Source organism: Streptomyces sp. CA-111067, from assembly GCF_050956065.1.
In the GTDB taxonomy this organism is placed as follows: Bacteria; Actinomycetota; Actinomycetes; order Streptomycetales; family Streptomycetaceae; genus Actinacidiphila.
On record NZ_CP192103.1, the window covers coordinates 7,113,543 to 7,138,344 of the forward strand.

General features: G+C 73.6%; 21 protein-coding genes. 17 read left to right on the forward strand and 4 right to left on the reverse strand.

All coding sequences use genetic code 11. From position 1 onward, the window contains the following. Positions 1-128: 128 nt before the first annotated feature. From ACQPW6_RS31660 to ACQPW6_RS31695, 8 genes are all read left to right on the forward strand, one after another. Positions 129-2,888, forward strand: coding sequence for a DNA translocase FtsK 4TM domain-containing protein (locus ACQPW6_RS31660; RefSeq protein WP_433893128.1), 2,760 nt, complete (start codon positions 129-131; stop codon positions 2,886-2,888). A gap of 208 nt (positions 2,889-3,096) precedes the next feature. Continuing rightward, entirely contained in the window at positions 3,097-3,906 is an 810-nt protein-coding gene (locus ACQPW6_RS31665; RefSeq protein WP_433893129.1) for a helix-turn-helix domain-containing protein, read from the forward strand. Positions 3,907-4,037: 131 nt separating this feature from the next. After that, entirely contained in the window at positions 4,038-5,618 is a 1,581-nt protein-coding gene (gene rimO / locus ACQPW6_RS31670; protein ID WP_433893130.1) for a 30S ribosomal protein S12 methylthiotransferase RimO, read from the forward strand. Beyond that, on the forward strand, positions 5,615-6,307 hold the full coding sequence (pgsA, locus tag ACQPW6_RS31675; RefSeq protein ID WP_433893131.1) for a CDP-diacylglycerol--glycerol-3-phosphate 3-phosphatidyltransferase: 693 nt from the start codon (positions 5,615-5,617) through the stop codon (positions 6,305-6,307). The genes rimO and pgsA overlap by 4 nt, the downstream gene beginning before the upstream one ends. 65 nt (positions 6,308-6,372) lie before the next feature. Continuing rightward, complete coding sequence (locus tag ACQPW6_RS31680) at positions 6,373-6,837, forward strand: CinA family protein (RefSeq protein ID WP_433893132.1); 465 nt, start codon at positions 6,373-6,375, stop codon at positions 6,835-6,837. 212 nt (positions 6,838-7,049) lie between these two features. After that, a complete protein-coding gene (locus ACQPW6_RS31685) occupies positions 7,050-7,451 on the forward strand; it encodes a helix-turn-helix domain-containing protein (RefSeq protein ID WP_433893133.1) in 402 nt (133 codons plus the stop codon). 173 nt (positions 7,452-7,624) lie between these two features. After that, positions 7,625-8,095, forward strand: a complete 471-nt coding sequence (locus ACQPW6_RS31690; protein ID WP_433893134.1) for a Dps family protein — start codon at positions 7,625-7,627, stop codon at positions 8,093-8,095. Positions 8,096-8,199: 104 nt separating this feature from the next. Further along, on the forward strand, positions 8,200-8,490 hold the full coding sequence (locus ACQPW6_RS31695) for a hypothetical protein (RefSeq protein WP_433893135.1): 291 nt from the start codon (positions 8,200-8,202) through the stop codon (positions 8,488-8,490). Here ACQPW6_RS31695 and ACQPW6_RS31700 read toward each other — a convergent pair. After that, entirely contained in the window at positions 8,442-9,245 is an 804-nt protein-coding gene (locus ACQPW6_RS31700) for a DNA-formamidopyrimidine glycosylase family protein (protein WP_433893136.1), read from the reverse strand. The genes ACQPW6_RS31695 and ACQPW6_RS31700 overlap by 49 nt on opposite strands. A gap of 38 nt (positions 9,246-9,283) precedes the next feature. Beyond that, a complete protein-coding gene (locus ACQPW6_RS31705) occupies positions 9,284-13,936 on the reverse strand; it encodes an ATP-dependent helicase (RefSeq protein WP_433893137.1) in 4,653 nt (1,550 codons plus the stop codon). A 94-nt stretch (positions 13,937-14,030) separates the two neighbouring features. Here ACQPW6_RS31705 and ACQPW6_RS31710 point away from each other — a divergent pair, with 94 nt between their 5' ends. The 7 genes from ACQPW6_RS31710 to recX all read left to right on the forward strand — a co-directional run bounded on the left by ACQPW6_RS31710 (position 14,031) and on the right by recX (position 19,436). Further along, positions 14,031-14,906 (forward strand): AraC family transcriptional regulator, encoded by an 876-nt coding sequence (locus ACQPW6_RS31710; RefSeq protein ID WP_433893138.1) that lies wholly within the window; start codon positions 14,031-14,033, stop codon positions 14,904-14,906. A 10-nt stretch (positions 14,907-14,916) separates the two neighbouring features. Then, complete coding sequence (locus ACQPW6_RS31715) at positions 14,917-15,723, forward strand: AzlC family ABC transporter permease (RefSeq protein WP_433893139.1); 807 nt, start codon at positions 14,917-14,919, stop codon at positions 15,721-15,723. After that, positions 15,720-16,046: an AzlD domain-containing protein gene (locus ACQPW6_RS31720; protein WP_433893140.1), complete on the forward strand. Its 327-nt coding sequence runs from the start codon at positions 15,720-15,722 to the stop codon at positions 16,044-16,046. The genes ACQPW6_RS31715 and ACQPW6_RS31720 overlap by 4 nt, the downstream gene beginning before the upstream one ends. Positions 16,047-16,091: 45 nt before the next feature. After that, positions 16,092-16,286, forward strand: a complete 195-nt coding sequence (locus ACQPW6_RS31725) for a DUF3046 domain-containing protein (RefSeq protein WP_433893141.1) — start codon at positions 16,092-16,094, stop codon at positions 16,284-16,286. Positions 16,287-16,392: 106 nt separating this feature from the next. Then, positions 16,393-17,535 carry an AI-2E family transporter gene (locus tag ACQPW6_RS31730; protein ID WP_433893142.1) on the forward strand — a complete coding sequence of 381 codons (1,143 nt, stop codon included), beginning with the start codon at positions 16,393-16,395 and terminating at the stop codon, positions 17,533-17,535. A 199-nt stretch (positions 17,536-17,734) separates the two neighbouring features. Beyond that, complete coding sequence (gene recA / locus ACQPW6_RS31735) at positions 17,735-18,856, forward strand: recombinase RecA (protein WP_433893143.1); 1,122 nt, start codon at positions 17,735-17,737, stop codon at positions 18,854-18,856. A 4-nt stretch (positions 18,857-18,860) separates the two neighbouring features. Further along, complete coding sequence (gene recX, locus ACQPW6_RS31740; protein ID WP_433893144.1) at positions 18,861-19,436, forward strand: recombination regulator RecX; 576 nt, start codon at positions 18,861-18,863, stop codon at positions 19,434-19,436. 43 nt (positions 19,437-19,479) lie between these two features. Here the strand turns inward: recX and ACQPW6_RS31745 are convergent, their stop codons facing one another. Next, complete coding sequence (locus ACQPW6_RS31745) at positions 19,480-21,180, reverse strand: FAD-dependent monooxygenase (protein WP_433893145.1); 1,701 nt, start codon at positions 21,178-21,180, stop codon at positions 19,480-19,482. A 279-nt stretch (positions 21,181-21,459) separates the two neighbouring features. Here ACQPW6_RS31745 and ACQPW6_RS31750 point away from each other — a divergent pair, with 279 nt between their 5' ends. Both ACQPW6_RS31750 and ACQPW6_RS31755 read left to right on the forward strand, forming a co-directional pair. Next, entirely contained in the window at positions 21,460-22,218 is a 759-nt protein-coding gene (locus ACQPW6_RS31750; RefSeq protein WP_433893146.1) for a response regulator transcription factor, read from the forward strand. Between the two features lie 18 nt (positions 22,219-22,236). Beyond that, positions 22,237-23,676, forward strand: a complete 1,440-nt coding sequence (locus ACQPW6_RS31755) for an ATP-binding protein (RefSeq protein WP_433893147.1) — start codon at positions 22,237-22,239, stop codon at positions 23,674-23,676. Between the two features lie 48 nt (positions 23,677-23,724). Here ACQPW6_RS31755 and ACQPW6_RS31760 read toward each other — a convergent pair whose 3' ends face one another. Continuing rightward, entirely contained in the window at positions 23,725-24,741 is a 1,017-nt protein-coding gene (locus ACQPW6_RS31760; protein WP_433893148.1) for a TAXI family TRAP transporter solute-binding subunit, read from the reverse strand. Between the last annotated feature and the right edge of the window lie 61 nt (positions 24,742-24,802).

Genomic DNA, 24,802 nt, shown 5'->3' on the forward strand with positions numbered 1-24,802 from the left:
GTCAGCGACGGGCCTTGCCGCGGGCCGGGTTGACGCCAGGTCAGCACGGCGGGCCCGGCGCACGACACGAACGGGCGTATGCGCCCGCACGCGTGTCCCCCGATCACAAGGGCGGTAACCTCGGCACCATGGCCTCACGTACGTCCGGTACCGCCAAGAAAGCCCCGGCGAAGCCTGCGGCCAAGAAGACCGCGGCGAAGAAGCCCGCGCCCAGGAAGTCCGCGGCCAAACCGCCCGCCAAGAAGGCGGCGGCCAAGCCCGCTCCCCGGCCGGCGCCTTCGCCCACCAGCGGCCTCCTGCGGATGGTGCGCGCCCTGTGGCTGGGCCTCGCGCACACCGTCGGCGCGGTGTTCCGCGGCATAGGGCGCGGCGCGCGCGGCCTGGATCCGGTGCACCGCAAGGACGGCCTGGCGCTGCTGCTGCTCGGCCTCACCCTGGTGGTGGCCGCCGGCACCTGGTCCAACCTGCACGGCCCGGTCGGCGACCTGGTCACCGCCCTGGTCACCGGCGCCTTCGGCCGGCTCGACCTGCTGGTGCCGTTCCTGCTCGGCGCCGTCGCCATACGGCTGATGCGGCACCCCGAGCAGGCCGAGGCCAACGGCCGGATCGTGATCGGCCTGTCCGCCCTGGTGATCGGCGCCCTCGGCCTGATCCACATCGCCTGCGGCTCGCCGACCCGCTCCGAGGGCGCGCAGGCGCTGCGTGACGCCGGCGGGCTGATCGGCTGGGCCGCCGCCACCCCGCTGCTCTACACCGTCGGCTCCGCGCTGGCCGGCGCGCTGCTGCTGCTGGTGACCGCGTTCGGGGTGCTGGTGGTCACCGCCACCCCGGTCAACGCCGTCCCGCAGCGGCTGCGGCAGGCCGGCGCCCGGCTCGGCCTGCTGCCGCCGGTGCCCGACCCGGACGCCGTGCCGCTCGACGACCTGTTCGAGGACGAGGACGACCCGCGCGAGCGCTACACCGACGACGAGGACGAGTCGCCGGTCCGCCGGCTGCCGCTGCACCTGGGCCGCTCCGACACGCCGTACGACGTGGACGGCGACGGCCCGCTGGACCAGGAGGCCGAGGAGCCCAAGCCGCGCCGCAGACCCCGCCGCCGCCCCGAGCGGCTGCCCGGCGCGGCGCAGCCAGACGGGCCTGACGCGGTGGATGTGGCCGCCGCCGCGGCGGCCGGCCTGGAAGGCGCGGTGCTGCACGGCGTGCAGCCCTCCCCGCTGGTCGCCGACCTGACCAGCCGGCTGCGCAAGCCTCCGGTGCCCGCCGCCCGCACCGAGGACACCGAGAACGGCTCCGTCGCGGACGCCCCGCCGGCCGCCGGCGACGGGTCCTCCGTCCCCGACCTGACCAAGCCCGCCACCGTCACCGCGGAGTCGCCGCTGCCGCCGCGCGCCGAGCAGCTCCAGCTCTCCGGCGACATCACCTACGCGCTGCCCTCCCTGGACCTGCTGGAGCGCGGCGGCCCCGGCCGCACCCGCAGCGCCGCCAACGACGCGGTGGTGGCCGCGCTCGGCCAGGTCTTCAAGGAGTTCAAGGTCGACGCGACCGTCACCGGCTTCACCCGCGGCCCGACGGTCACCCGCTACGAGGTCGAGCTGGGCCCGGCGGTCAAGGTCGAGCGGATCACCGCGCTCGCCAAGAACATCGCCTACTCCGTCGCCAGCCCCGACATCCGGATCATCAGCCCGATCCCCGGCAAGTCCGCGGTCGGCATCGAGATCCCCAACAGCGACCGCGAGATGGTCAACCTCGGCGACGTGCTGCGCTCGGCGGAGGCCGCCGGGGAGGACCACCCGATGACCGTCGCGCTCGGCAAGGACGTCGAGGGCGGCTACGTCATGGCCAATCTCGCCAAGATGCCGCACGTCCTGGTGGCCGGCGCCACCGGCTCCGGCAAGTCCTCCAACATCAACTGCCTGATCACCTCGATCATGGCCCGTGCCACCCCCGACGAGGTGCGGATGGTGCTCGTCGACCCCAAGCGCGTCGAGCTGACCGCCTACGAGGGCATCCCGCACCTGATCACCCCGATCATCACCAACCCCAAGCGGGCCGCCGAGGCCCTCCAGTGGGTGGTGCGCGAGATGGACCTGCGCTACGACGACCTGGCCGCGTTCGGCTACCGGCACATCGACGACTTCAACGCCGCGGTGCGCTCGGGCAAGGCCAAGACGCCCGAGGGCAGCGAGCGCGAGCTGTCGCCGTACCCGTATCTGCTGGTCATCGTGGACGAGTTGGCCGACCTGATGATGGTGGCGCCGCGGGACGTGGAGGATTCCATCGTCCGGATCACCCAGCTCGCCCGCGCCGCCGGCATCCACCTGGTGCTGGCCACCCAGCGGCCGAGCGTGGACGTCGTCACCGGCCTGATCAAGGCGAACGTGCCGTCCCGGCTGGCCTTCGCCACCTCCTCGCTGGCCGACAGCCGGGTCATCCTGGACCAGCCGGGCGCCGAGAAGCTCATCGGGAAGGGTGACGGGCTGTTTCTGCCGATGGGCGCGAACAAGCCGATTCGCATGCAGGGCGCCTTCGTGACCGAGGAGGAGGTCGCCAAGGTCGTCGAGCACTGCAAGGCGCAGCTCACCCCCACCTACCGCAGCGACGTCACGGTCGGCAGCGGCCCCAAGAAGGAGATCGACGAGGAGATCGGCGACGACCTGGACCTGCTGTGCCAGGCCGCGGAGCTGGTGGTCTCCACCCAGTTCGGCTCGACGTCGATGCTCCAGCGCAAGCTGCGCGTGGGCTTCGCCAAAGCGGGCAGGCTGATGGACCTGATGGAGTCGCGCGGCATCGTCGGCCCGAGCGAGGGCTCGAAGGCGCGGGACGTCATGGTCAAGGCGGACGAACTGGACGGGGTCCTGATGGTCATCCGCGGCGGGGATCCGTCCTAGTCCGGCCGCCGGAACGGCACCGCGAGGCAACCGTTTTCGCGGTCGGGACGTCAACTTGATACAAGGGGGCTGCACAGCGCGCGGCCCGGCGGTTTCCGGTCGGCCATCCCGATGGCGGACAAAAACCGTCCGTCCGCTTGCCGCGGTGTTTCAGACCCCCCCTAGACTGAGCTTCCAGCAGGTGGTTGCACGCTCGAAAGGCGCCCTCGTGTCCATCGGCAACTCGCCCCCAGATGATCGTCCTTCGGTCGGTCATGCCCTCGCCCAGGCCCGTGTCGCCGCGGGACTGTCCGTCGAGGACGTCAGCACCACCACCCGGGTCCGCGTCCCGATCGTGCAGTCGATCGAGGAGGACGACTTCTCCCGCTGCGGCGGCGAGGTGTACGCCCGCGGGCACATCCGCAACATCGCACGGGCCGTCGGCATCGACCCCGAGCCGCTGATCGAGCAGTACGCGGCCGAGCACGGCGCCCCCGTCACCCCGCCGCCGGTACCGCCGCTCTACGACGCGGAGAAGATCCGCTCCGATCCGAAGCGGCCGAACTGGACGGCGGCCATGATCGCGGCGATCGTCGCCGTGATCGGCTTCGTCGGCTTCACCGTGGCCACCAGCGGCGGCGACGGCAAGTCCACCGCCGACGCCACCCCCACCTCGACCGTCACCACCCCTTCGGCCAGCGCCACCACCCCGCAGGGCAACAACGGCGCCAACCCCAGGCCGAACCCGTCCAGCAGCGCCATCGCCGCGGCCCCGCCCGGCAAGGTGACCGTCAAGGTCAGCGCCGAGGGCGGCACCAGCTGGATCCAGGCCACCGACAGCAACGGCAAACAGCTGTTCCAGAAGTCGCTGAAGGAGGGCGAGTCCAAGACGTTCACCGACGACAAGAAGATCAAGCTCATCGTCGGCAACGCGGGCGCCGTCCAGCTCTTCGTCAACGGCAAGGACATCGGCCGGGCCGGCTCCAACGGCGCGGTGGTGCGGCTGACGTACACCCCGGGCGACCCGACCCAGGGCTGAGGCGGCGATGCGGCCCGGTGCGCTCACCGGGCCGGATCTCTTCCGCTTCCCTTCTGCTTTTCTCCCGGCCGGTTCGCCCGCCGGGCCGGTGGCGACGGGGTGGCCTGGAGGGCAGCGGGTACTCTGGGGCCATGCCCGAACCCCGTACCGTCGCTCTTGTCACGCTCGGATGCGCCCGCAACGAGGTGGACTCCGAGGAACTCGCCGGCCGGCTGGCGGCGGACGGCTGGCGCCTGGTGGAGGACGCCTCCGACGCGGATGTGGCGGTCGTCAACACCTGCGGGTTCGTGGACGCGGCCAAGAAGGACTCCGTCGACGCACTCCTCGAGGCCAACGACCTCAAGGGGCAGGGCCGCACCCAGGCCGTGGTGGCCGTGGGCTGCATGGCCGAGCGGTACGGCAGCGAACTGGCCGAGGCGCTGCCCGAGGCCGACGGGGTGCTCGGCTTCGACGACTACGCGGACATCTCCGACCGGTTGCAGACCATCCTGTCCGGCGGGATCCACGCCTCCCACACCCCGCGCGACCGGCGCAAGCTGCTGCCGGTCAGCCCCGCGCAACGGCAGGGTGCGACCGTGGCGCTGCCGGGCCACGCGCAGGGCGGCGATGATCCCGCGCAGGCGGCCGGGCTCGTGGTGCCCGACCTGGTGGTGCCAGACCTTCCCGAGGGCGTCGCCCCGGCCTCAGGGCCGCGCGCCCCGCTGCGCCGTCGGCTGGACTCGGGCCCCGTCGCCTCGGTGAAGCTGGCCTCCGGCTGCGACCGCCGCTGCACCTTCTGCGCGATCCCGTCCTTCCGCGGCTCCTTCATCTCCCGCCGCCCCTCCGACGTGCTCGGCGAGACCCGCTGGCTGGCCGCCCAGGGCGTCAGTGAGGTGATGCTGGTCAGCGAGAACAACACCTCCTACGGCAAGGACCTCGGCGACATCCGGCTGCTGGAGACCCTGCTGCCCGTGCTGGCCGCGCTCGACGGCATCGAACGGGTCAGGGTCAGCTACCTCCAGCCCGCCGAGATGCGCCCCGGACTGATCGACGCGCTCACCACGACGCCGGGCGTCGTGCCGTACTTCGACCTGTCCTTCCAGCACTCCGCGCCCGGTGTGCTGCGCGCGATGCGCCGCTTCGGCGACACCGACCGCTTCCTGGAACTGCTCGACACCATCAGGGCCAAGGCCCCCGAGGCCGGGGTCCGCTCCAACTTCATCGTCGGCTTCCCCGGCGAGACCGAGGCCGACCTCGCGGAGCTCGAACGCTTCCTGAGCGCCGCCAGGCTCGACGCCATCGGGGTGTTCGGCTACTCCGACGAGGACGGCACGGAGGCGGCCGGCTTCGAGGGCAAGCTGGACGAGGACGTGGTGGCCGCCCGGCTGGCCCGGGTGTCCAGGCTGGCCGAGGAGCTGACCGCGCAACGCGCCGAGGAGCGGCTCGGATCGACCGTCAAGGTGCTGGTGGAGGCGGTCGACGAGGAGACCGGCGAGGTCACCGGCCGGGCCGACCACCAGGCGCCGGAGACCGACGGGCAGGTCGTCCTCGCCCCGGCGGGCGGCTGGTGGCAGCCGGCCCCGGGGATGTTCGTGACCGCGAAGGTGACCGGGACGCAGGGCGTGGACCTGGTCGCGGAACCGCTCGCCGTGCAGGACGAGGCCGCCGCCGTACCGGTGGGCGGGCCGGACGAGGCCGCCGCCGTACCCGTCGCAGAGGTGGCGGGCAGATGAGCGGAGCCCCCGCGCCCGAGGCTCCGTCGCCGCCCACCCCGCCGGCCCCGGACCACCTGGGCGACCCGGTACAGCCCAAGGCCCGGCTGTGGAACGTCGCCAACATGCTCACCATGGCCCGGCTGGCGCTGGTCCCCGGCTTCGTGCTGCTGCTGGTGTACGGCGACGGGCACGACCCGAAGTGGCGGTCGTTCGCCTGGGCGGCCTTCGCCATCGCGATGATCACCGACCTGTTCGACGGGGAGCTGGCCCGGCGCTACGGCCTGGTCACCGACTTCGGCAAGATCGCCGACCCGATCGCCGACAAGGCGATCATGGGCGCGGCGCTGGCCGGCCTCTCGGCGCTCGGCGACCTGCCCTGGTGGGTCACCGCGGTGATCCTGGCCCGCGAGCTGGGCATCACGCTGATGCGGTTCTGGGTGATCAGGCACGGGGTGATCCCGGCCAGCCGGGGCGGCAAGCTCAAGACGCTCACCCAGGGGGTGGCGGTCGGCATGTACATCCTGGTGCTGACCGGGCCGCTGGCAACCATCCGGGCGTGGCTGATGGGCCTCGCGGTGGTCCTCACGGTCGTCACGGGTCTCGACTACGTCAGGCAGGCGGTCGTGCTGCGGCGGGCCGGCCTGGCGGCGGAGCGGGAACGGGAACGGGCGGCGGGGCGGGACCGGGCGGCCGGACGGCCCGCGTGACGGGGCCGGGGCCGGGGCCGGTTTCGGCCGGTTCCACTGGTGGTCCGGAGGGTGCTCCGGCCGGTGTGACGGCCGCCGAGGTGCTGCGGCTGCTGGACGAGCGCGGCAGCACGCTGGCGGTCGCCGAATCGCTGACCGGCGGGCTGGTGGCCGCGGAGCTGACCGGGGTGCCCGGCGCTTCCCGGACCTTCCGGGGCTCGGTCACGGCGTATGCGACCGCCCTCAAGCACGAACTGCTCGGGGTCGACGCCGCCCTGCTGTCCGCCCGCGGCGCGGTGGACCCCCAGGTCGCCAGGGAGATGGCCGAGGGCGTCCGCGGGCGGCTCGGGGCCGACTGGGGCGCGGCCACTACCGGGGTCGCCGGCCCCGACCCGCAGGACGGGCAGCCGGTCGGCACGGTGTTCCTGGCCGTCGCGGGGCCGGGCGGAGCCACGGTCAGCGCGCTGCGGCTGTCCGGCGATCGAACGGAAATCAGACAGACCTCGGTCGCGGCCGTTCTCGATCTGCTCGGGACCTGCCTGCGGACCTGACCCGGGTGGCCGGTCCTGGTGCCTGCGTTCCTGATCACGGTCCTATTCCCGTTCCGGCAGGCGTCAGCGGGCGCCGGACAGGGAAGAAGTGCGGGGGAGAGGATGTTTGCAGCCCTGAGTGAACACGTCTTCGCTCCCCGCACGGCCGGTGCCCGAGGCGGTACGGTGGTGCGAAGGAGATGCGGTACCGCGGTCCGAGGAGGGAGCCACCGATGATCCTGCTCCGTCGCCTGCTTGGTGACGTGCTGCGTCGGCAGCGCCAGCGCCAGGGCCGCACCCTGCGTGAGGTCTCATCGTCAGCCCGGGTTTCACTGGGCTATCTGTCGGAGGTCGAACGGGGGCAGAAGGAAGCGTCTTCCGAACTGCTCTCGGCGATCTGCGACGCCTTGGACGTCCCGATGTCCGAGGTGATGCGCGAGGTAAGTGACGATCTGTCGCTCGCCGAGCTGTCCCAGTCGGCATCGGTTGAGACCCCTGCCGCGCCGAGGCGGCCCATGCTGGGCGCGGTCACATCCGTCACTTCGGTCACATCCGTTCCGTCCGGACCGGATGAACGGATCACCATCAAGGCCCCGAAGAAGTCCACAGAAGCCGTGGATGTGGTGGCCGCCTAGTCAGTGCGGCAAGCAGCGCGGTGGCCGGCCCGGGAACCCCCGGGCCGGCCACCGCGCTTTTGCCATGTGTGCGGTGGCGAGGGAGGGTAGGCGAAGAGGGTCCGTAGAGGTCATCGGGGGATGAACCGGACCTCATGGCGTTGATCCGTTAGTCGATCCGGTAGGAGAAGCGCATGACTGTCGTGAAGAGCCCGCTGGCCGAGTCCGCCCGCAAGACCGTCGGGGACGCCCTGCAGGGCGCGCTGGTGGACCTGGTCGATCTGTCGCTGCTGGCCAAGCAGGTGCACTGGAACGTCGTCGGCCCGCGGTTCCGCTCGATCCACCTCCAGCTCGACGAGGTCGTGGACACCGCGCGGCTGGCCTCCGACACCGTCGCCGAGCGCGCCTCGGCGATCGGGGTGACGCCCGACGGGCGGGCCGGAACGGTCGCCAAGACCAGCGGCATCGACACCGTGACCGACGGCTGGGTCAAGGACACCGAGGTGGTCGAGATCATGGTGGCCGCGCTGGACGCGGTGATCACGCGGATGCGGGAGCGGATCACGGTGACCGACGAGCCCGACCCGGTCAGCCAGGACATCCTGATCGGCATCTCGGCCGACCTGGAGAAGTTCCACTGGATGTTCCAGGCCGAGAACTACTGACCCGACCCGTTCGGGCGATCGGCCCCTTTCGGGGGAAACGCTCCACCTCAGTACGGGAGGCCCGCGGCCTCCCGACGCGACCTCGGGGTCCGAAGGAGGCGGCGATGCGTGCGCTTCAGGTTCTCCAGGCGGTGTCCCGGCCGCGGTCCCGCGGCTCCGTGCGGTGCGTGATCGGCGTGATCGGCGGCGTGATGTGGTGGGGGGCGGTGCTGGGGCTGGTCGTCGCTCCGCATGGCGCGGGGTCGTGGCAGGGCGTGGTGGCGGCGGGCTGGAGCCTGGGCCTGATACCGCTGCACGCCGTGCCGGTGAAGCTGCCGGGACGGCGGAAGGCGGCCAGGCGCGGGGCTCAGCCGCCGCCCGGCACCGGGCCGCGCTGGCAATTCGGACACCAGTAGGCGACCCGGCGCTGCCCCTCCGGGCCGTGCTCAGCCACCTGTACGGGTGCGCCGCAGCGCAGGCAGGGGCGGTGCGCCCGGTCGTAGACCCAGTGCGTCCGGCCGCGCCGGGTGTCCCCGGTCGTGACGTGGCCCGGGCGGGCCTTGTTCGCCTCCAGCAGCCGCTTCGCCAGCAGCACCAGCTTCTCCGGCGCCTTGACCTCGCTGAAGGGCGTCCAGGGCGTCACTCCGCGCAGAAAGCACAGCTCGGCCACGTAGACGTTGCCGATTCCGGCCAGATTGCGCTGGTCGAGCAGCGCCTCGCCGACCGGCCGGCCGGGTTCGGCGGCGAGCGCGCGCAGCGCCCGGGCCGGGTCCCAGTCGGGGCCGAGCAGATCCGGCCCGAGATGGCCGACCACGTCGGGCTCCTCGGCCGTCTCCAGCAGGGCGAGCACCGGCAGCCGGTAGCCGACGGCGGTCCTTTCCGCCGTTGCCAGCACCGCGCGCACCTGGTGCTCGGGGCCGCCGCGCCAGCGCTCACCGGGCCCGTACAGGTGCCAGGCGCCCTCCATCCGCAGATGCGAGTGCAGCGTCAGCCCGCCCTCCAGCCGGGTCATGAGGTGCTTGCCGCGCGGCACCACCTCGGTCACCAGCCGGCCCGCCAGGTCCACCGTCGCCAGCTTGGGCACCCGCAGATCGGCCCGCACCAGCGCTCGTCCGCCGAGCGCCGCGTGCAGCCGGTGTGCGGTCAGCCAGACCGTGTCTCCTTCGGGCACGCACCCATGATGCCGCCTGGCGCCGCGGAACGTGCCTGCTAGCCGCCGTCGCGCAGCCGCAGGCCGCGCGGGGTGGCGTGGAAACCGGCCGTTTCCAGGGCGCGGCCCAGCGGGGAGGTCAGGGCCGACTCCCCGTTGGTCCGCTCCACGGTGAGCCTGCCGAGTGCCCCCTCCCGGACGGACAGTGCCAGCGCGTCGGCGGCGGCCTGCACGCGTATCTCGTCCACCGGCCAGACCAGCAGCGTCTTGCCGCCGCGCTCCACGTAGAGGGCCAGCTCGCCGTCGGTGAGGACCACCAGGGCGCCGGCCTTGCGCCCCGGTTTGTGGGTGACGCCCTCGGGCTGGGCCGGCCAGGGCAGCGCGGCGCCGTAGGGGTTGGCCGGGTCGGCGGCGGCCAGCACCACCGTGCGGGCCCGGCCGGACTGCTCCTCCTCCCGTTCCCGGGCCGTGCTCAGCGCCCGCAGCCGGTCCACGGCGCCGTCCATCGCGAACTGCGCCGCGCCCAGCCCCTCCACCACATAGCCGCGGCGGGCCTGGCCGGTCTCCTCGAAGGCGGCGAGCACCCGGTAGGCCGCGGAGAAGCCGCCCTCGACGCGCTCGGCGGCCACCGCGCCCCGGGTGACCACCCCGTGCCGGTCGAGCAGGGCGTGGGTCAGGGCGTGCGCCCGCAGTGTGGGGTCGGTCTCGGCCGCCGGCACCAGGGACCAGCGGCCCGCGGTGGTCGGCGGCCCGCCGCGGGAGGCGGTGGGGCGCGGCGTGCGGACCGCCGGCGAGCTGTACCGGCCGCGGGGCACCGCCCGTTTCGCCCGGTGCGCGGTGGCCCCGGCGGTGCGGCCGGAGCCGAGCAGGGCCCGCAGCGGCGCCAGCGTGTCGTTGGTCAGCCGGCCCGACCAGGCCAGGTCCCACACCGCGTCGGCGAGCTGCGGGTCGGTGACGTCGAGCCCGGCCGCCCGTACCTGCTCGGCGATCTGCCGGAAGAACAGCCCGTAACCGCCGGTGAGCGCCGCCAGCACCGCCTGGTGCACCGGGGACAGCTCCAGCGGCTGCGGGGCGGCCAGCAGCAGCGGGGCGTTGTCGGCGAGGTGCAGCGACACCCAGCCGTCCTTGCCCGGCAGCGCCCCGGCGCCCGCCCACAGCACCTCGCCCGAGGACGTCAGCTCGTCCAGCATCGCCGGGGTGTAGCCGGCCACCCGGGACGGCAGCACCAGCTTCTCCAGCGCCGAGGCCGGGACGGCCGCGCCCTGCAACTGCTCGACGGCACGCGCCAGTCCGTCCATCCCGCGCAGACTGTGGGTGCCGACGTGCTGCCACTGCGGCAGGAACACCCCGAGCGCGGCGGGCGGCACCGGCTCCAGCTCCTGGCGGAGCGCCGCGAGCGACCGGCGGCGCAGCCGCCGCAGCACCGCCGCGTCACACCACTCCTGGCCCGCGCCGCCGGGCCGGAACTCGCCCTGCACGACCCGGCCGGCCGCCGTCAGCCGCTGCAAGGTGCCGTCGACCACGGCCGGGCCCAGGCCGAACCTGGCCGCCGCGTCCCCCGTGGTGAACGGCCCGTGGGTGCGGGCGTACCGGGCCAGCAGGTCGCCGAGCGGATCCTTCACCGGCTCGGTGAACGCCACCGGCACGCCTACCGGCAGCGCGGTGCCCAGCGCGTCACGCAGCCGGCCGGCGTCCTCCACCGCGGCCCAGTGCTCCGCGCCGGCGATCCGCACCCGGATCGCCCGCCTGGCCGACTCCAGCTCCGCCGCCCACGCCGGCTCCGCCCCCCGCGCGGCCAGCTCGGCGCCGGTCAGCGGGCCGAGCAGCCGCAGCAGGTCCGCCACGCCCTCGGCGTCCTTGGCCCGGCGGTCCTCGGTGAGCCACTGCAGCTCCTGATCGAGCTCGGCCAGCACCTCGGGGTCAAGCAGCTCCCGCAGCTCGGCCTGGCCGAGCAGCTCCGCCAGCAGCCGGGAGTCCAGCGACAGCGCGGCCGCCCGCCGCTCGGCCAGCGGCGAGTCGCCCTCGTAGAGGAACTGCGCCACATACCCGAACAGCAGGGAGCGCGCGAAGGGCGACGGCTCCGGGGTGGTCACCTCGACGAGCCGCACCCTGCGGGCCTCGACATCGCCCATCAGCTCCACCAGACCGGGCACGTCGAACACGTCCTGGAGGCACTCGCGGACCGCTTCGAGCACGATCGGGAAGGAACCGAACTCGGAGGCGACCTGGAGCAGTTGCGAGGAGCGCTGGCGCTGCTGCCACAGCGGCGTCCGCTTGCCCGGGCTGCGGCGCGGCAGCAGCAGCGCGCGGGCGGCGCACTCGCGGAACCGGGAGGCGAACAGCGCGGAGCCGCCCACCTGGTCGGTGACCAGCTGCTCGATCTCGCCCTTGTCGAAGGCCACGTCGGCGGCCCCCACCGGCGACTTCTCCGGGTCGTACTCGACGCCCGACGGCACCGGATCGGCGTCCAGCAGGTCGAGGCCCATCAGGTCGGCGTCGGGCAGCCGCAGCACGATGCCGTCGTCGGCGTGCATGGCCTGCGCGTCCAGGCCGTAGCGCTCCTGGAGGCGGGCGCCGAGCGCCAGCGCCCAGGGCGCGTGCACCTGGGCGCCGAACGGGGAGTGGATGATCACCCGCCAGTCGCCGAGCTCGTCCCTGAACCGCTCGACCACGATCGTCCGGTCGTCGGGCACATGGCCGCACGCCTCGCGCTGCTCGGCCAGATACGCCAGCACGTTGTCGGTCGCCCAGATGTCGAGGCCGGCCGCCGCCAGCCGCTCCCTGGCCGGCTCCGGGGACAGCGCGCCCACCTCGCGCAGGAACGCGCCCAGTGCCCGGCCCAGCTCCAGCGGGCGTCCCAGCTGGTCGCCCTTCCAGAACGGCAGCCGCCCGGGCACCCCGGGCGCCGGTGAGACCAGCACCCGGTCCCTGGTGATGTCCTCGATCCGCCACGAGGTGGTGCCGAGTGTGAAGACGTCGCCGACCCTGGACTCGTAGACCATCTCCTCGTCCAGCTCGCCGACCCGGCCGCCGCCCTTCTTCGGGTCGGCGCCGGCCAGGAAGACGCCGAACAGCCCGCGGTCGGGGATCGTGCCGCCGGAGGTGACGGCCAGCCGCTGGGCGCCGGGCCGCCCGGTCAGCGTGCCCGCCACCCGGTCCCACACCAGCCGGGGGCGCAGCTCGGCGAAGGCATCCGACGGGTAGCGCCCGGCCAGCATGTCGAGCACGGCGGTGTAGGCGGAGTGCGGCAGCGCGGCGAACGGGGCCGCCCGGCGCACCACGGCGAGCAGCTCCTCCACGTCCCAGGTGTCGAGCGCGGTCATCGCCACGATCTGCTGGGCCAGCACGTCCAGCGGGTTCGCGGGCACCCGCAGCGCCTCGATCGCGCCCTGCCGCATCCGCTCGGTGACCACCGCGGACTGCACCAGGTCGCCGCGGTACTTGGGGAAGACCACCCCGGTCGAGACCGCGCCCACCTGGTGGCCCGCGCGGCCGACGCGCTGCAGCCCGGAGGCGACCGACGGCGGCGACTCCACCTGCACCACCAGGTCGACCGCGCCCATGTCGATGCCCAGCTCCAGGCTGGAGGTGGCCACCACGGCGGGCAGCCTGCCGGCCTTGAGATCCTCCTCGACCAGCGCCCGCTGCTCCTTGGACACCGAGCCGTGGTGCGCCCTGGCCAGCACAGGGGCCGCGCCGCGGGCGGTTCCCGACTGGGCCACGATCTGGGCGGGGGAGTGCGCCTCGGGCAGCGCCTCGCCCTCGGCCCGCTCGTAGGCGATCTCGTTGAGCCGGTTGCACAGCCGCTCGGCCAGCCGCCGGGAGTTGGCGAAGACGATGGTGGAGCGGTGCGCCTGCACCAGGTCGGCGATCCGCTCCTCCACATGCGGCCAGATGGACGGCCGCTCGGCCGGCCCGGCCGCCGGACCGCTGTGCTCGGCCGCGTCGGCCACCGGCGAGCCGCCCAGCTCGCCCAGGTCCTCCACGGGCACCACCACCGACAGGTCGAACACCTTCTGGGACGGCGGCTGCACGATGGTCACCTTGCGCTGCGGTGACAGATAGCGGGCGATCTCATCCACCGGGCGGACGGTGGCGGACAGCCCGATCCGGCGGGCGGGCCGGTCGAGCAGCCGGTCGAGGCGCTCCAGCGAGAGCGCCAGATGCGCGCCCCGCTTGGTGCCCGCCACGGCGTGCACCTCGTCGAGGATCACGGTCTCCACCCCGCTCAGCGCCTCCCTGGCGGCGGAGGTGAGCATCAAGAAGAGCGACTCGGGGGTGGTGATCAGGATGTCCGGCGGCCGGGTGACCAGGGCCCGCCGCTCGGCCGGCGGGGTGTCGCCCGAGCGGATCCCGACCCGTACCTCCGGCTCGGGCAGCCCCAGCCGCTGCGACTCCTGCCGCAGCCCGGCGAGCGGACCGCGCAGATTGCGCTGCACGTCCACCGCGAGGGCCTTGAGCGGAGACACGTACAGCACCCGGCAGCGGCGCCGGGCCTCGGCCGGCGGCGGGGTGCTCGCCAGCTGGTCGAGCGAGGCGAGGAACGCCGCCAGCGTCTTGCCGGAACCGGTCGGCGCGACCACCAGCACGTCGGAGCCCTCGGCGATCGCCGTCCACGCGCCGGCCTGGGCGGCGGTGGGCTCGCTGAACGCCCCCGTGAACCACGCGCGGGTGGCCGGGGTGAAGGCGTCGAGGCTGGTGTGTCGGGACATGGCATCCATCCTGCCTCGGGACACCGACATCGCGCTTCGGCCGGCCCCGCGGCCTGTGGATAACCTCGCCCGGCCGCCGCGCGACAATGGCCGGATGGCGGAGCGTGGGCGGGTCGGGGAGCCGGAGCGTGAGCAGGCCAGGCACTGGGAGCATCCCGGCCTGCCGGGCGTGGACCTGCTGCGCGCCCGCTACGTCCGGCACACCTTTTCCCGGCATGTGCACGGCGGCTATGTGATCGCGGGGATAGTCGGCGGCGTCGAGGGCATCGGGGTGCCCGGCGGACCCCTGCGGGCCGGTCCTGGCGAGGTGGTGCTGATCAACCCCGAGACCCCGCACTCCGCGTACGCCGGCGCGGCCGGCGGCTGGAACTACCGGGTGCTCTACCCCGAGGCCGACGTGGTGGCCGCGGTGGCCGCCGAGACCACGGCGCTGCGCGGCACCCCCGTCTTCAACGCCACCGTGCTCCCCGACCCCGACGCCGTCCGCATGATCGCCGACGTGCACCGCGCCGCCGAACGGGACAACGCGCTGGCCGCCGACACCTTCATGCGCATGGTCGTCGCCAGGCTGCTGGCCCGGCACGGCGCCGCCCCGGCCGCGCCCGGCGGTGGTCCGGCCGCCGGCCCCGGCGCGGCGGCCCTGGCCCGCGACCTGCTCGCGGCCCGGCTGGCCGACCCGCCGAGCCTGGCGGAGCTGGCCGAGCAGACCGGCACCGGCACCTTCGCCCTGCTGCGCGCCTTCCGTACCGCCTACGGGCTGCCGCCGCACGCCTGGCTGACCGGCGAGCGGGTCCGCGCCGCCCGCAGGCTGCTCGAAGCCGGTGCCACCCCCGCCGACACCGCGGCCACCGTCGGCTTCGCCGACCAGCCGCATCTGAACCGGCACTTCACCCGGATCGTCGGGGTGCCGCCGGGCGCGTACCAGCGCGAGCGCAAGAACGTACAAGACCGGCCCGGCGGCGCCGCCTAGCCTCGGCCGGGTGAACGCACCACCGATACCCCTGGAAGCCGCCTCCACCCCGCCGCCCGCCGCACGCGCCCGGGTGGTGCGCGACGCGCTCGGCGTCGGTTTCGCGGTGGGCCTGTCCGGATTCGCCTTCGGCGTCACCGCGGCCGGCGCCGGCCTCACCGTGGGCCAGACCTGCGCGCTGTCCCTGCTGGTCTTCACCGGCGCCTCCCAGTTCGCGCTGGTCAGCGCGATGGGGGCGGGCGGCAACCCGTTCGCGGCGGCGGCCGGCGCGTTCTTCCTCGGCACCCGCAACGCCTTCTACGGGCTCCGGCTGTCCCAACTGCTGCGGCTGCCGCGGGCGCTGCGCCCGCTGGCCGCCCAGTGGGTCATCGACGAGACCTCGGCGGTCGCACTCGCCCAGCGCGACCGGTACAGCGCCCGGCTGGGCTTCACCGTCACCGGCGCCACCCTCTACGTGCTGTGGAACCTCACCACCCTGGTCGGCGTGCTCGGCGCCTCCGCGATCGGCGACCCGAACGCCTGGGGCCTGGACGCCGCCGGCCCCGCCGTCTTCCTGGCGCTGCTGGCCCCCATGGTCAAGGGCCGCACCGAGCGCGCGGTGGCCGCGCTCGCCGTCCTGCTCGCCCTCGGTTTCCTGCCACTGCTGCCGGCGGGGGTGCCGGTGCTGATCGCCGCGCTCTCCGCGCCGCTGGTGCTCGCCGCCACCGGCCGGGGCCGGCGACGGAATCCCGCACCCGAGAACCCGCCCAAGCCCGACGAGCCGCCCACGGCTGACGGCCTGACCACGACCGACACCTCACGGGAGCCCTCGCGATGACCTCGGGAACAAGCGTTTGGACGGCCATCGGCCTGACCGTGGCAGGCTGCTACGCGGTGAAGCTGCTCGGCCTCTCGGTGCCGGCGGGGCTGCTGGAACGGCCAGTGGTCAAGCGCCTCGCGGCCCTCGTCCCGATCGCCCTGCTCGCCGCGCTGACCGCCCTTCAGACCTTCGGCACCGACCAGCTGAAGCTGGTACTCGACGCCCGCTCGGCCGGTCTGGCCGCCGCGGCCGTCGCGCTGCTGCTGCGCGCGCCCTTCCTGGTGGTGGTCGGGGCCGCGGTGGCGGTGACCGCGGTACTGCGCGCGATCACGGGTACCTGAGCCCGCCGCGCCGCCCCCGCCCCGGGACGCGGGATACTTGCCGTCATGCGGTTGACGATTTTCTGGGAGCGGATGCGCGCGCAGTTCGGCGACACCTACGCCGACTCCTTCGCGCGTGACCATGTGATGTCCGAACTGGGCGGCCGTACCGTCCACCAGGCACTGGACGAGGGCTGGGAGGCCAAGGACGTCTGGCGCGCCGTGTGCACGGCCATGGACGTACCCGCCCGCCACCGCTGACCCCTGCCCCTGGTGCGGCCGCCGGAACCGCGCCGCACCAGGTGCCCGATCTGCCGTAAACGCTTCAATACCGGGACTTTCCACCACAGAAGGCCAGACTTGGCCCGTGGCAGGAACCGACGACACCCCCGACCCGGCAGGACCGCCGCCTTCGCCGGCCGGGAGTTCCAGGGCGGGGGAGGAGAACCGGCGCCGGGCGCTGCCCCGGATGCCGCGCTGGCTGCCGCGCGCAATGGTGCTCGCGCTGGCCCTGGTCGCCTGCTTCCAGTTCGCGCACTGGGCGTTCGACCGGCTGGTCGGACTGCTGGTCAACGTCCTGATCTCGTTCTTCTGCGCCCTGGCCATCGAGCCCGCGGTGGACTGGATGGCCGACCGGCGGATGCGCCGCGGACTGGCCACCGGCCTGGTCCTGATCGTCCTGCTGGCCGCCTCGGCGGGCTTCGTGCTGGCCCTCGGCTCGCTGCTCGTCGACCAGATCGGCACCATCGTGCGCAACCTGCCGCACTACCTGGACGACGTCGTCGTCTGGATCAACAAGACCTTCCACAGCCACCTGGACACCGACAAGCTGCAGGACAACGTCCTGCACTCCAACTGGGTCCGCACCTACCTGGCGAACGGCGCCAGCAGCGTGTGGGGCATCTCGGCCACCGTGATCGGCACGGTCTTCCAGATCTTCACGGTGCTGCTCTTCACCTTCTACTTCGCCGCCGACGGACCGCGCCTGCGCCGCACCCTGTGCTCGGTGCTGCCGCCCGCCCACCAGGCGGAGGTGCTGCGCGCCTGGGACATCGCGGTCGCCAAGACCGGCGGCTACCTCTACTCGCGCGCCCTGATGGCGCTGATCTCCGCCCTCGCGCACTACGTGCTGCTCCAGGTGCTCGGCGTGCCCTACGCGCCCGCGCTCGCGGTGTGGGTGGGGCTGGTCTCGCAGTTCATCCCGACGGTCGGCACCTATCTGGCGGGCGCGCTGCCGATCCTGATCGCGTTCACCGAGGACCCGTGGGACGCGTTGTGGGTGCTCTGCTTCGTCGTGGTCTACCAGCAGTTCGAGAACTACCTGCTGCAGCCGAGGATCACCGCGCGCACCGTGGACATCCACCCGGCGGTCGCCTTCGGCTCGGTCATCGCGGGCACCGCGCTGCTCGGCGCGGTCGGCGCCCTCATCGCGATTCCGGCGACCGCCACCCTCCAGGGCTTCCTGGCCGCCTACGTACGGCGGTACGAGGTGCAGGACCCGAGGAGGTGAACACCCGCCCGGCGGGTCACGCTTGACACAAAAATCGAACGTCCATTCTTATGGGGGAACCGGGCGGAATTCCGCGGTGGTGGCACGGGATTTCGCCGGAGTTGTCCACAGGCCGGAGTGACGCCGGGGCGCAATGTCAGTGGCAGGCGCTAGCGTCGTGGACGTGAAGCGATCGAACCAGACATCCCGGGTGGAAGCCATGGCAGGAAACGACCGCGACAAGGCGCTCGACGCCGCGCTCGCGCAGATTGAACGGCAGTTCGGCAAGGGCGCGGTGATGCGCCTGGGCGACCGGCCGAACGAGCCCATCGAGGTCATCCCCACCGGATCGACCGCCCTGGACGTGGCACTCGGCGTCGGCGGCCTGCCGCGCGGCCGGGTCGTGGAGGTGTACGGGCCGGAGTCCTCCGGCAAGACCACCCTCACCCTGCACGCGGTGGCCAACGCCCAGCGGGCCGGCGGCACAGTGGCGTTCGTGGACGCCGAGCACGCCCTCGACCCCGACTACGCCAGGGCCCTCGGCGTGGACACCGACAACCTGCTGCTCTCCCAGCCGGACACCGGCGAGCAGGCGCTGGAGATCGTGGACATGCTGGTCCGCTCCGGTGCCATCGACCTCATCGTGATCGACTCCGTGGCAGCCCTCGTGCCACGGGCCGAGATCGAGGGCGAGATGGGCGACTCGCACGTGGGCCTCCAGGCCCGGCTGATGAGCCAGGCGCTCCGCAAGATCACCAGCGCGCTCAACCAGTCCAAGACCACCGCGATCTTCATCAACCAGCTGCGCGAGAAGATCGGTGTGATGTTCGGCTCGCCGGAGACCACCACCGGTGGCCGCGCGCTGAAGTTCTACGCCTCCGTCCGGCTGGACATCCGCCGGATCGAGACGCTCAAGGACGGCACCGACGCGGTCGGCAACCGCACCCGCGTCAAGGTCGTCAAGAACAAGTGCGCCCCGCCCTTCAAGCAGGCCGAGTTCGACATCCTCTACGGCCAGGGCATCAGCCGCGAGGGCGGCCTGATCGACATGGGCGTCGAGGAGGGCTTCGTCCGCAAGGCCGGCGCCTGGTACACCTACGAAGGCGACCAGCTCGGCCAGGGCAAGGAGAACGCGCGCAACTTCCTGAAGGACAACCCCGACCTGGCGGACGAGATCGAGAAGAAGATCAAGGAGAAGCTGGGCATCGGCGTGCGCAAGCAGCCCGACGCCCCGGGCGCCGAGCCGGGTGCCGATGCCGCCGGTCCGGCCGCGGCCGCCAAGGTCGAGGTCCCGGCGCCCAAGAGCGCGAAGGCGACCAAGGCCGCTGCCGCCAAGGTCTGACGCCATGGCGCGCACATCCCAAGAGCGCGGCGGCTCTTCCGAGTCGAGGGCCTCGCGAGAGCCGCCGCTCGATCCCGAGGAGCAGGCGCGGGCCCTGTGTCTGCGCCTGCTCACCGGGACCCCCCGCACCCGCAGGCAGCTCGCCGACGCCATGCGCAAGCGGGAGATTCCGGAAGAGGTCGCGGAACACGTCCTTGAGCGGTTCCAGGATGTGGGCCTGATCGACGACCAGGCGTTCGCCAACGCCTGGGTGGAGTCCAGGCACCGCGGCCGCGGCCTCGCCCGCCGTGCCCTCGCCCGCGAGCTCCGGCACCGCGGGGTGGCCGCGGAGCTGGTGACCGAGGCCGTCGAACTGCTCGACCCGGAGCAGGAGGAGCAGACCGCCCGCGAGCTGGTCCGCCGCCGGCTGCCCGGCACCCGCGGCCTCGACCGGGACAAGAGGCTGCGGCGCCTCGCGGGGATGCTGGCCCGCAAGGGCTACTCGGAGGGGCTGGCGCTGCGGGTGGTCCGCGACGCGCTCACCGAGGAGGGGCAGGCCGAGGAGGAGTACGGGGCGGAGCAGAACAGCTCCTGGCGGTAACCCTCGGCAGGAGGGCCCGGGGTGCCGGCAGCCGGGCCCGCGTTCAGTGGGTATGGCCGCTGAACGGCCTGCCCGCCGCACCGCCGCCCGGCTCACCGCCGGAACCGTCCGCCTCCGCGGCCTCCTCGTCGCTGCCGGGAGGCAGCGGCGGACCGCCGCGCGCCAGGTCGGCGTAGGAGTACAGCTCGGCGGGACGGCAGCCGACCATGGACGTCACCAGATGCCCGTCCGGCCGGATCAGCAGCACGCTGTGCGCGGTCGCGCCCGGATAGGTCTCGGCCACCACCAGTTCGGCGCGGGAGGGCAGCGCGGCCACCGCGGAGGCCAGCCGGGGCATCAGCCCGGCCGTGAGCCAGTGCCGGCTCTCCCACACCCCGGTGCCCGGTGCGACCAGTACCACCACCAGGCCCTGGCCAAGACGGTCCCGCAGCCGGCCCACCGTGCCGTCGAGCGCCGTCACCGCCACATCGCTGACCATCCCGCCCGGCGGCGTGTCGCACCCGGTGACCAGCGGCGACGCCCCGGTCCTGCCGCCGCCGGAGCGCGGCGCGGGCAGCGCCAGCGGCGACCGCCCGTAAACCGGGGCGGCGGCAGCGACGCCGCGCCCCAGATAGCTGTCGGTGAGCAGTTCGGTCTGCCCGCGCACCGAGCCGGACAGCAGCGACTGCCGTACGGTCTGCCACGGGCCGCCGGCCCGCAGCAGCGGCAGCGCCTGGTCGGTGGCCCGCAGCCGGGCGCCGACCGCCCCCCGGCGCTCCGCCTCGTAACTGCCGAGCAGCGTCTTCGAGGCCCCGTCGTGCCAGGCCAGGGACAGCTTCCAGGACAGGTTCTCCGCGTCCCGCAGGCCCTCCTCCACGCTCTGCGCCCCGAGCGCGCCCATCAGGTGAGCCGCGTCCCCGGCGAGGAAGATCCGGCCCGACCGCCACCGCCTGGCCAGCCGCTGGTGCACCGGGTAGTCGGCCGACCCGAGCAGTTCGTGCGGCGGCACCTCGCCGCACCAGGCGGCCAGCGTGCCGCGCAGCCGCTCCGCCAGGGCGTCGGAGGTGAGCGGCTTGCCGGCCGCGGGCAGCAGCCAGTCCAGCCGCCACAGCCCGTCCGGCAGCGGCCTCGCGGTCACCTCCTGGCCGGCCGCCGCGCCCGGTGGATCCCGGTGCAGCAAGGCCGTGCCGGGCTCGGGCAGTTCGGTGCGTACGACCGCCACCGCGAGCCGGTCCACGGCGGTGCGGCCGGGGAAACGTACCCCCAGCAGCTTGCGGACCGTCGAGCGCGGGCCGTCGCAGCCCACCAGGTAGCTGCCGCGCCACCAGGTGTCGTGCGAGCCGCGGGTGTGCACGGTGACCCCGCGCCCGTCCTGCTCCAGCGCGTCCACCCGGCAGCCGGCCACGATCCGCACCGATCCGCAGCGCAGCAGCGCGTCCCGCAGGCCGCGCTCCAGCCGGTGCTGGGCGATGTGCAGCGGGGCGTCGTGCGGGCCGAACTCCACCCGCATCGCCTCCGCCCGGCGGCGCAGCGTGCGCCAGGCCGTCCAGGAGAAGCCGTCCTCGCGGACGCCCGCGTAGCCGAGGCGTTCGATCAGCGCCGTCGTCGGCGGAGCGAGCACAGCTGTGCGGGATCGTCGCAGCCCCTCGGCGTCGGCCAGCACCTCCGCCTCGTCCAGGACGATGACGGGGACATCACGGCGGGCCAGCGCGAGGGCGAGGGCCAGGCCGACCGGCCCCGCCCCCGCGACGATCACCGGGTCCACGTAGCGGCCCCCGGAAGAGTTGCGGTCACAAAGCGTATGCAACCTACTGCGCCTTCCCACGTCAAGCGACGGTCGCACGTCGGCGCGGTGCGCGAGCGGCGCGCGCGGCGCGTACCGGCTCGGTAACGGTCCGGCGCCGCGGACGGCAGGCCCTTGACGTGCCCCCGTCCGATCGGCGTGGATTCGATCCACAGGGGCCGATAATCGAACCCGATACGCACGCCTCGAACCGGCGGCGCAGACCGGGACACGCGGGGACACGCAGGGAGGAGAACACTCATGCGCCTGCTGCTCGTGGAGGACGACGACCGTGTCGCCGCCGCGGTCTCCGCGATCCTCGGCAAGCACGGTTTCGACGTCAGGCACGCCCGCAACGGCGAGGAGGCGATCGAGGCCCTGCTGCCCGACCAGGGGACGTACGACTGCGTGCTGCTCGACCTCGGACTGCCCGACCAGGACGGGTTCGAGGTGTGCAGCAGGATCAGGGTCCGCACCGCCACCCCGGTGATCATGGTGACCGCGCGCGCCGACGTCAGATCCCGGATCCACGGCCTCAACCTGGGCGCCGACGACTACGTGGTGAAGCCGTACGACACCGGTGAGCTGCTGGCCAGGATCCACGCCGTCAGCCGCCGCCCTCCGCTGCGCACCCCCGCCCCCGTCGCCGGGCCGGGCGCCGCCGACCCGCCGGCCCCGCCGTCCGCGGGCACGGTCCCGCCGCAGCCGGCCGCCGAGCCCGGCAGCCTGCTGCTCGGCCCGGTGGCCATCGAGCTGCCGACCCGCCGGGTCACCGTCGGCGGCACGGTCATCGCGCTGACCCGCAAGGAGTTCGACCTGCTCGCGCTGCTCGCCGCCCGCCCCGGTGTGGTCTTCCGCCGCGAGCAGATCATCAGCGAGGTGTGGCGCACCGCTTGGGAGGGCACCGGGCGCACCCTGGAGGTCCATGTGGCGTCGCTGCGCTCCAAGCTGAGCATGCCGGCCATGATCGAGACGGTGCGCGGTGTCGGCTACCGGCTCGTCGTGCCGGTCGCCGGCTGACACCGCGAGGCAGGCACCTTGCGCTCCCGACTGCTCCCGCTGCTGATCGTGCTGATGGCGGGCGTCCTGCTGGCCCTGGGCTTCCCGCTGGCGGCAAGCCAGGCCGCCGCGCAGCAGCAGCGCGTGGTGGTGGACCGGATCGACGACACCACCCGCTTCGCCGCGCTCGCCCAGTTCGTCACCGCCCGCGCGGAAGAGCAGACCAACGTCAACAGCGTGGACAGCGTGGACGGCGAGCGGCGCAAGACCCTGAGCACCGAACTCGCCCGCTACGAGCAGCTCTACGGCATCAGCGCCGGCGTCTTCTACCGCGACCGCACCGCGATGGCCGCCGCCCCGGCGGACTGGAAGATGCCGTCGTCGGGCGAGCTGTACGACGCGTACGAGTCAGCGCTGCTCGGCCGGCGCGCCCACAACCCGCGTCAGGTGTGGCCCTGGCAGACGCGCAAGCTCGCCATCGCCTCGCCGATCGTGCGGGACGGCGACGTCGTCGCGGTGGTCGTCACCGAGTCGCCGACCGGCGCGCTGCGCTCCCGCATCCTGCACGGCTGGCTGCTGCTGGCCGCGGGTGAGTTCGCGGCGATGGCCATCGCGGTGCTGCTGGCCGTCCGGCTGACCGGCTGGGTGCTGCTGCCGGTCGCCACCCTCGACCGGGTCACCCATGACATCGCGACCGGCCGGATGAAGTCCCGGGTCGGAGCGGCCGGCGGTCCGCCGGAACTCAGACGGCTGATCCGCTCGTTCAACGAGATGGCCGACAACGTCGAAGCGGTGCTTGAGCAGCAGCGCGCCTTCGTCGCCGACGCCTCCCACCAGCTGCGCAATCCGCTGTCCGCGCTCCTGCTGCGGATCGAACTGCTCGGCCTCGAACTCCCCGTGGGCCACACCGAGGCCGAGTCGGTCAAGGAGGAGGGCCACCGGCTCGCCCAGGTGCTCGACGACCTGCTGGGCCTCGCGCTCGCCGAGAACTCCGGCAGGCATCTGGCCACCACCGACATCGCCACGCTGGCCCGGGTGCGCGCCGACTCCTGGCGGCCGGTCGGCGACCGGGCGGGCGTCGGCGTGGAGTTCGCGCCGCCGCCCGAGGGCACCGAGGTGGTGGGCTGGGCCGACGCGGTGGCGCTGTCCAGCGCACTGGACGCCGTGCTGGACAACGCGATCAAGTTCACGCCGTCCGGAGCGGCGGTCCTGGTACGGGTCGAGGCGGCCGGCGACGGGGTGTCGATCACCGTCACCGACGCGGGACCCGGTCTGACGGACGAGGAGCTGGAGCGGATCGGCGACCGCTTCTGGCGCAGCGCCCGCCATCAGAACGTGCAGGGGTCGGGCCTCGGGCTGTCCATCGCGGCCGCGCTGCTCGTCCAGTCCGGCGGGGCCATCGCCTACGGCCGGTGCGAGCCGCACGGACTCGAGGTGCGGCTGACGGTGCCGCGTACGGCGCCCGCGGTGACGGGCTGAGCGGCGGCCGGTACCGGTCCTCGCCTCCTGGCCTGCCCAGGGCCTCAGCTAGGGCTTCACCGAGCGGTAGTAGCGCTCCGCGCCCACATGCAGTGGCAGCGGATCGGTGAAGACGGCGGTCCGCAGGTCCACCAGTTGCGCGGCGTGCACCTTGCTGCCGATCGCGTCCCGGCTGTCTATCACCGCGCGGGTCAGCCGCTGCACAAGGCCCGGGTTCGCCCGGTCGGTGGTGACCAGCAGGTTGGCGACGGCGATGGTGGCGACCGCCTGCCCCTTCTGCGCCTTCGGATACGCGTCGGCCGGCATCACCGCCTGCCGGTAGTACGACATCTGCGGCCCCATGGCGTGCAGGTTCGCCACCAGGTCGCCGAGCTGCACCAGCTTGATCCGCGGCTCGGGGCCGCCGGCCATCGCGGTGATGGCGGCGGTCGGCAGGCCGCCCGACCAGAAGAACGCGTCGAGCTTCCCGTCGAGCAGCATCTTGGGGGCGGTGTCGATACCGACCGGCAGCGCCCGCACATCCTTGTTCATGTCCATGCCCGCGGCGGAGAACAGCCGCTTGGTGATCAGGTTGACGCCCGAACCCGCCTGTCCCACGCCGACCCGCAGTCCGCGCAGGTCGCGGACCGAGCGCACCGAGGAGTCGGCCGGCACGACGAGCTGCATGTAGTCGTCGTAGAGCCGGGCGACGGCCCGCAGCCGGCTCTTGCCGGGGCCGTGGTAGGTCGCCACGGCGTCGGCCGCGGCGATGGTGAAGTCGGAACGGCCGGACGCCACCCGCTCGATGTTGTCCACCGAGCCCTCGGTGTTCACCAGGTTCACCTGGACGCCGGGCAGTGCTGTTCGCAGGTCGCCCTTGAGCAGGGTGCCGTAGGTCTCGTAGACGCCGTCGGCCACGCCGGTCGCGAAGGACAGCGGCGTCTTGGGGTACGAGGGACCGTCCGACGGCAGCAGCCACCACAGCAGCAGCGCGAGTGCGGAGGCGGCGGCGAGCAGCGTCTGGAACGCCCGCCGCCGCCCGCCGGCACTGTCGCGCAGGCGCGCGCCGAGGCGGGAGAGGTCCATGCCGGGCGATCCTGCCAGCCTGCGGCGTCACGGGGAAGGGCCGGCGGTCGGCCGCGGGCGG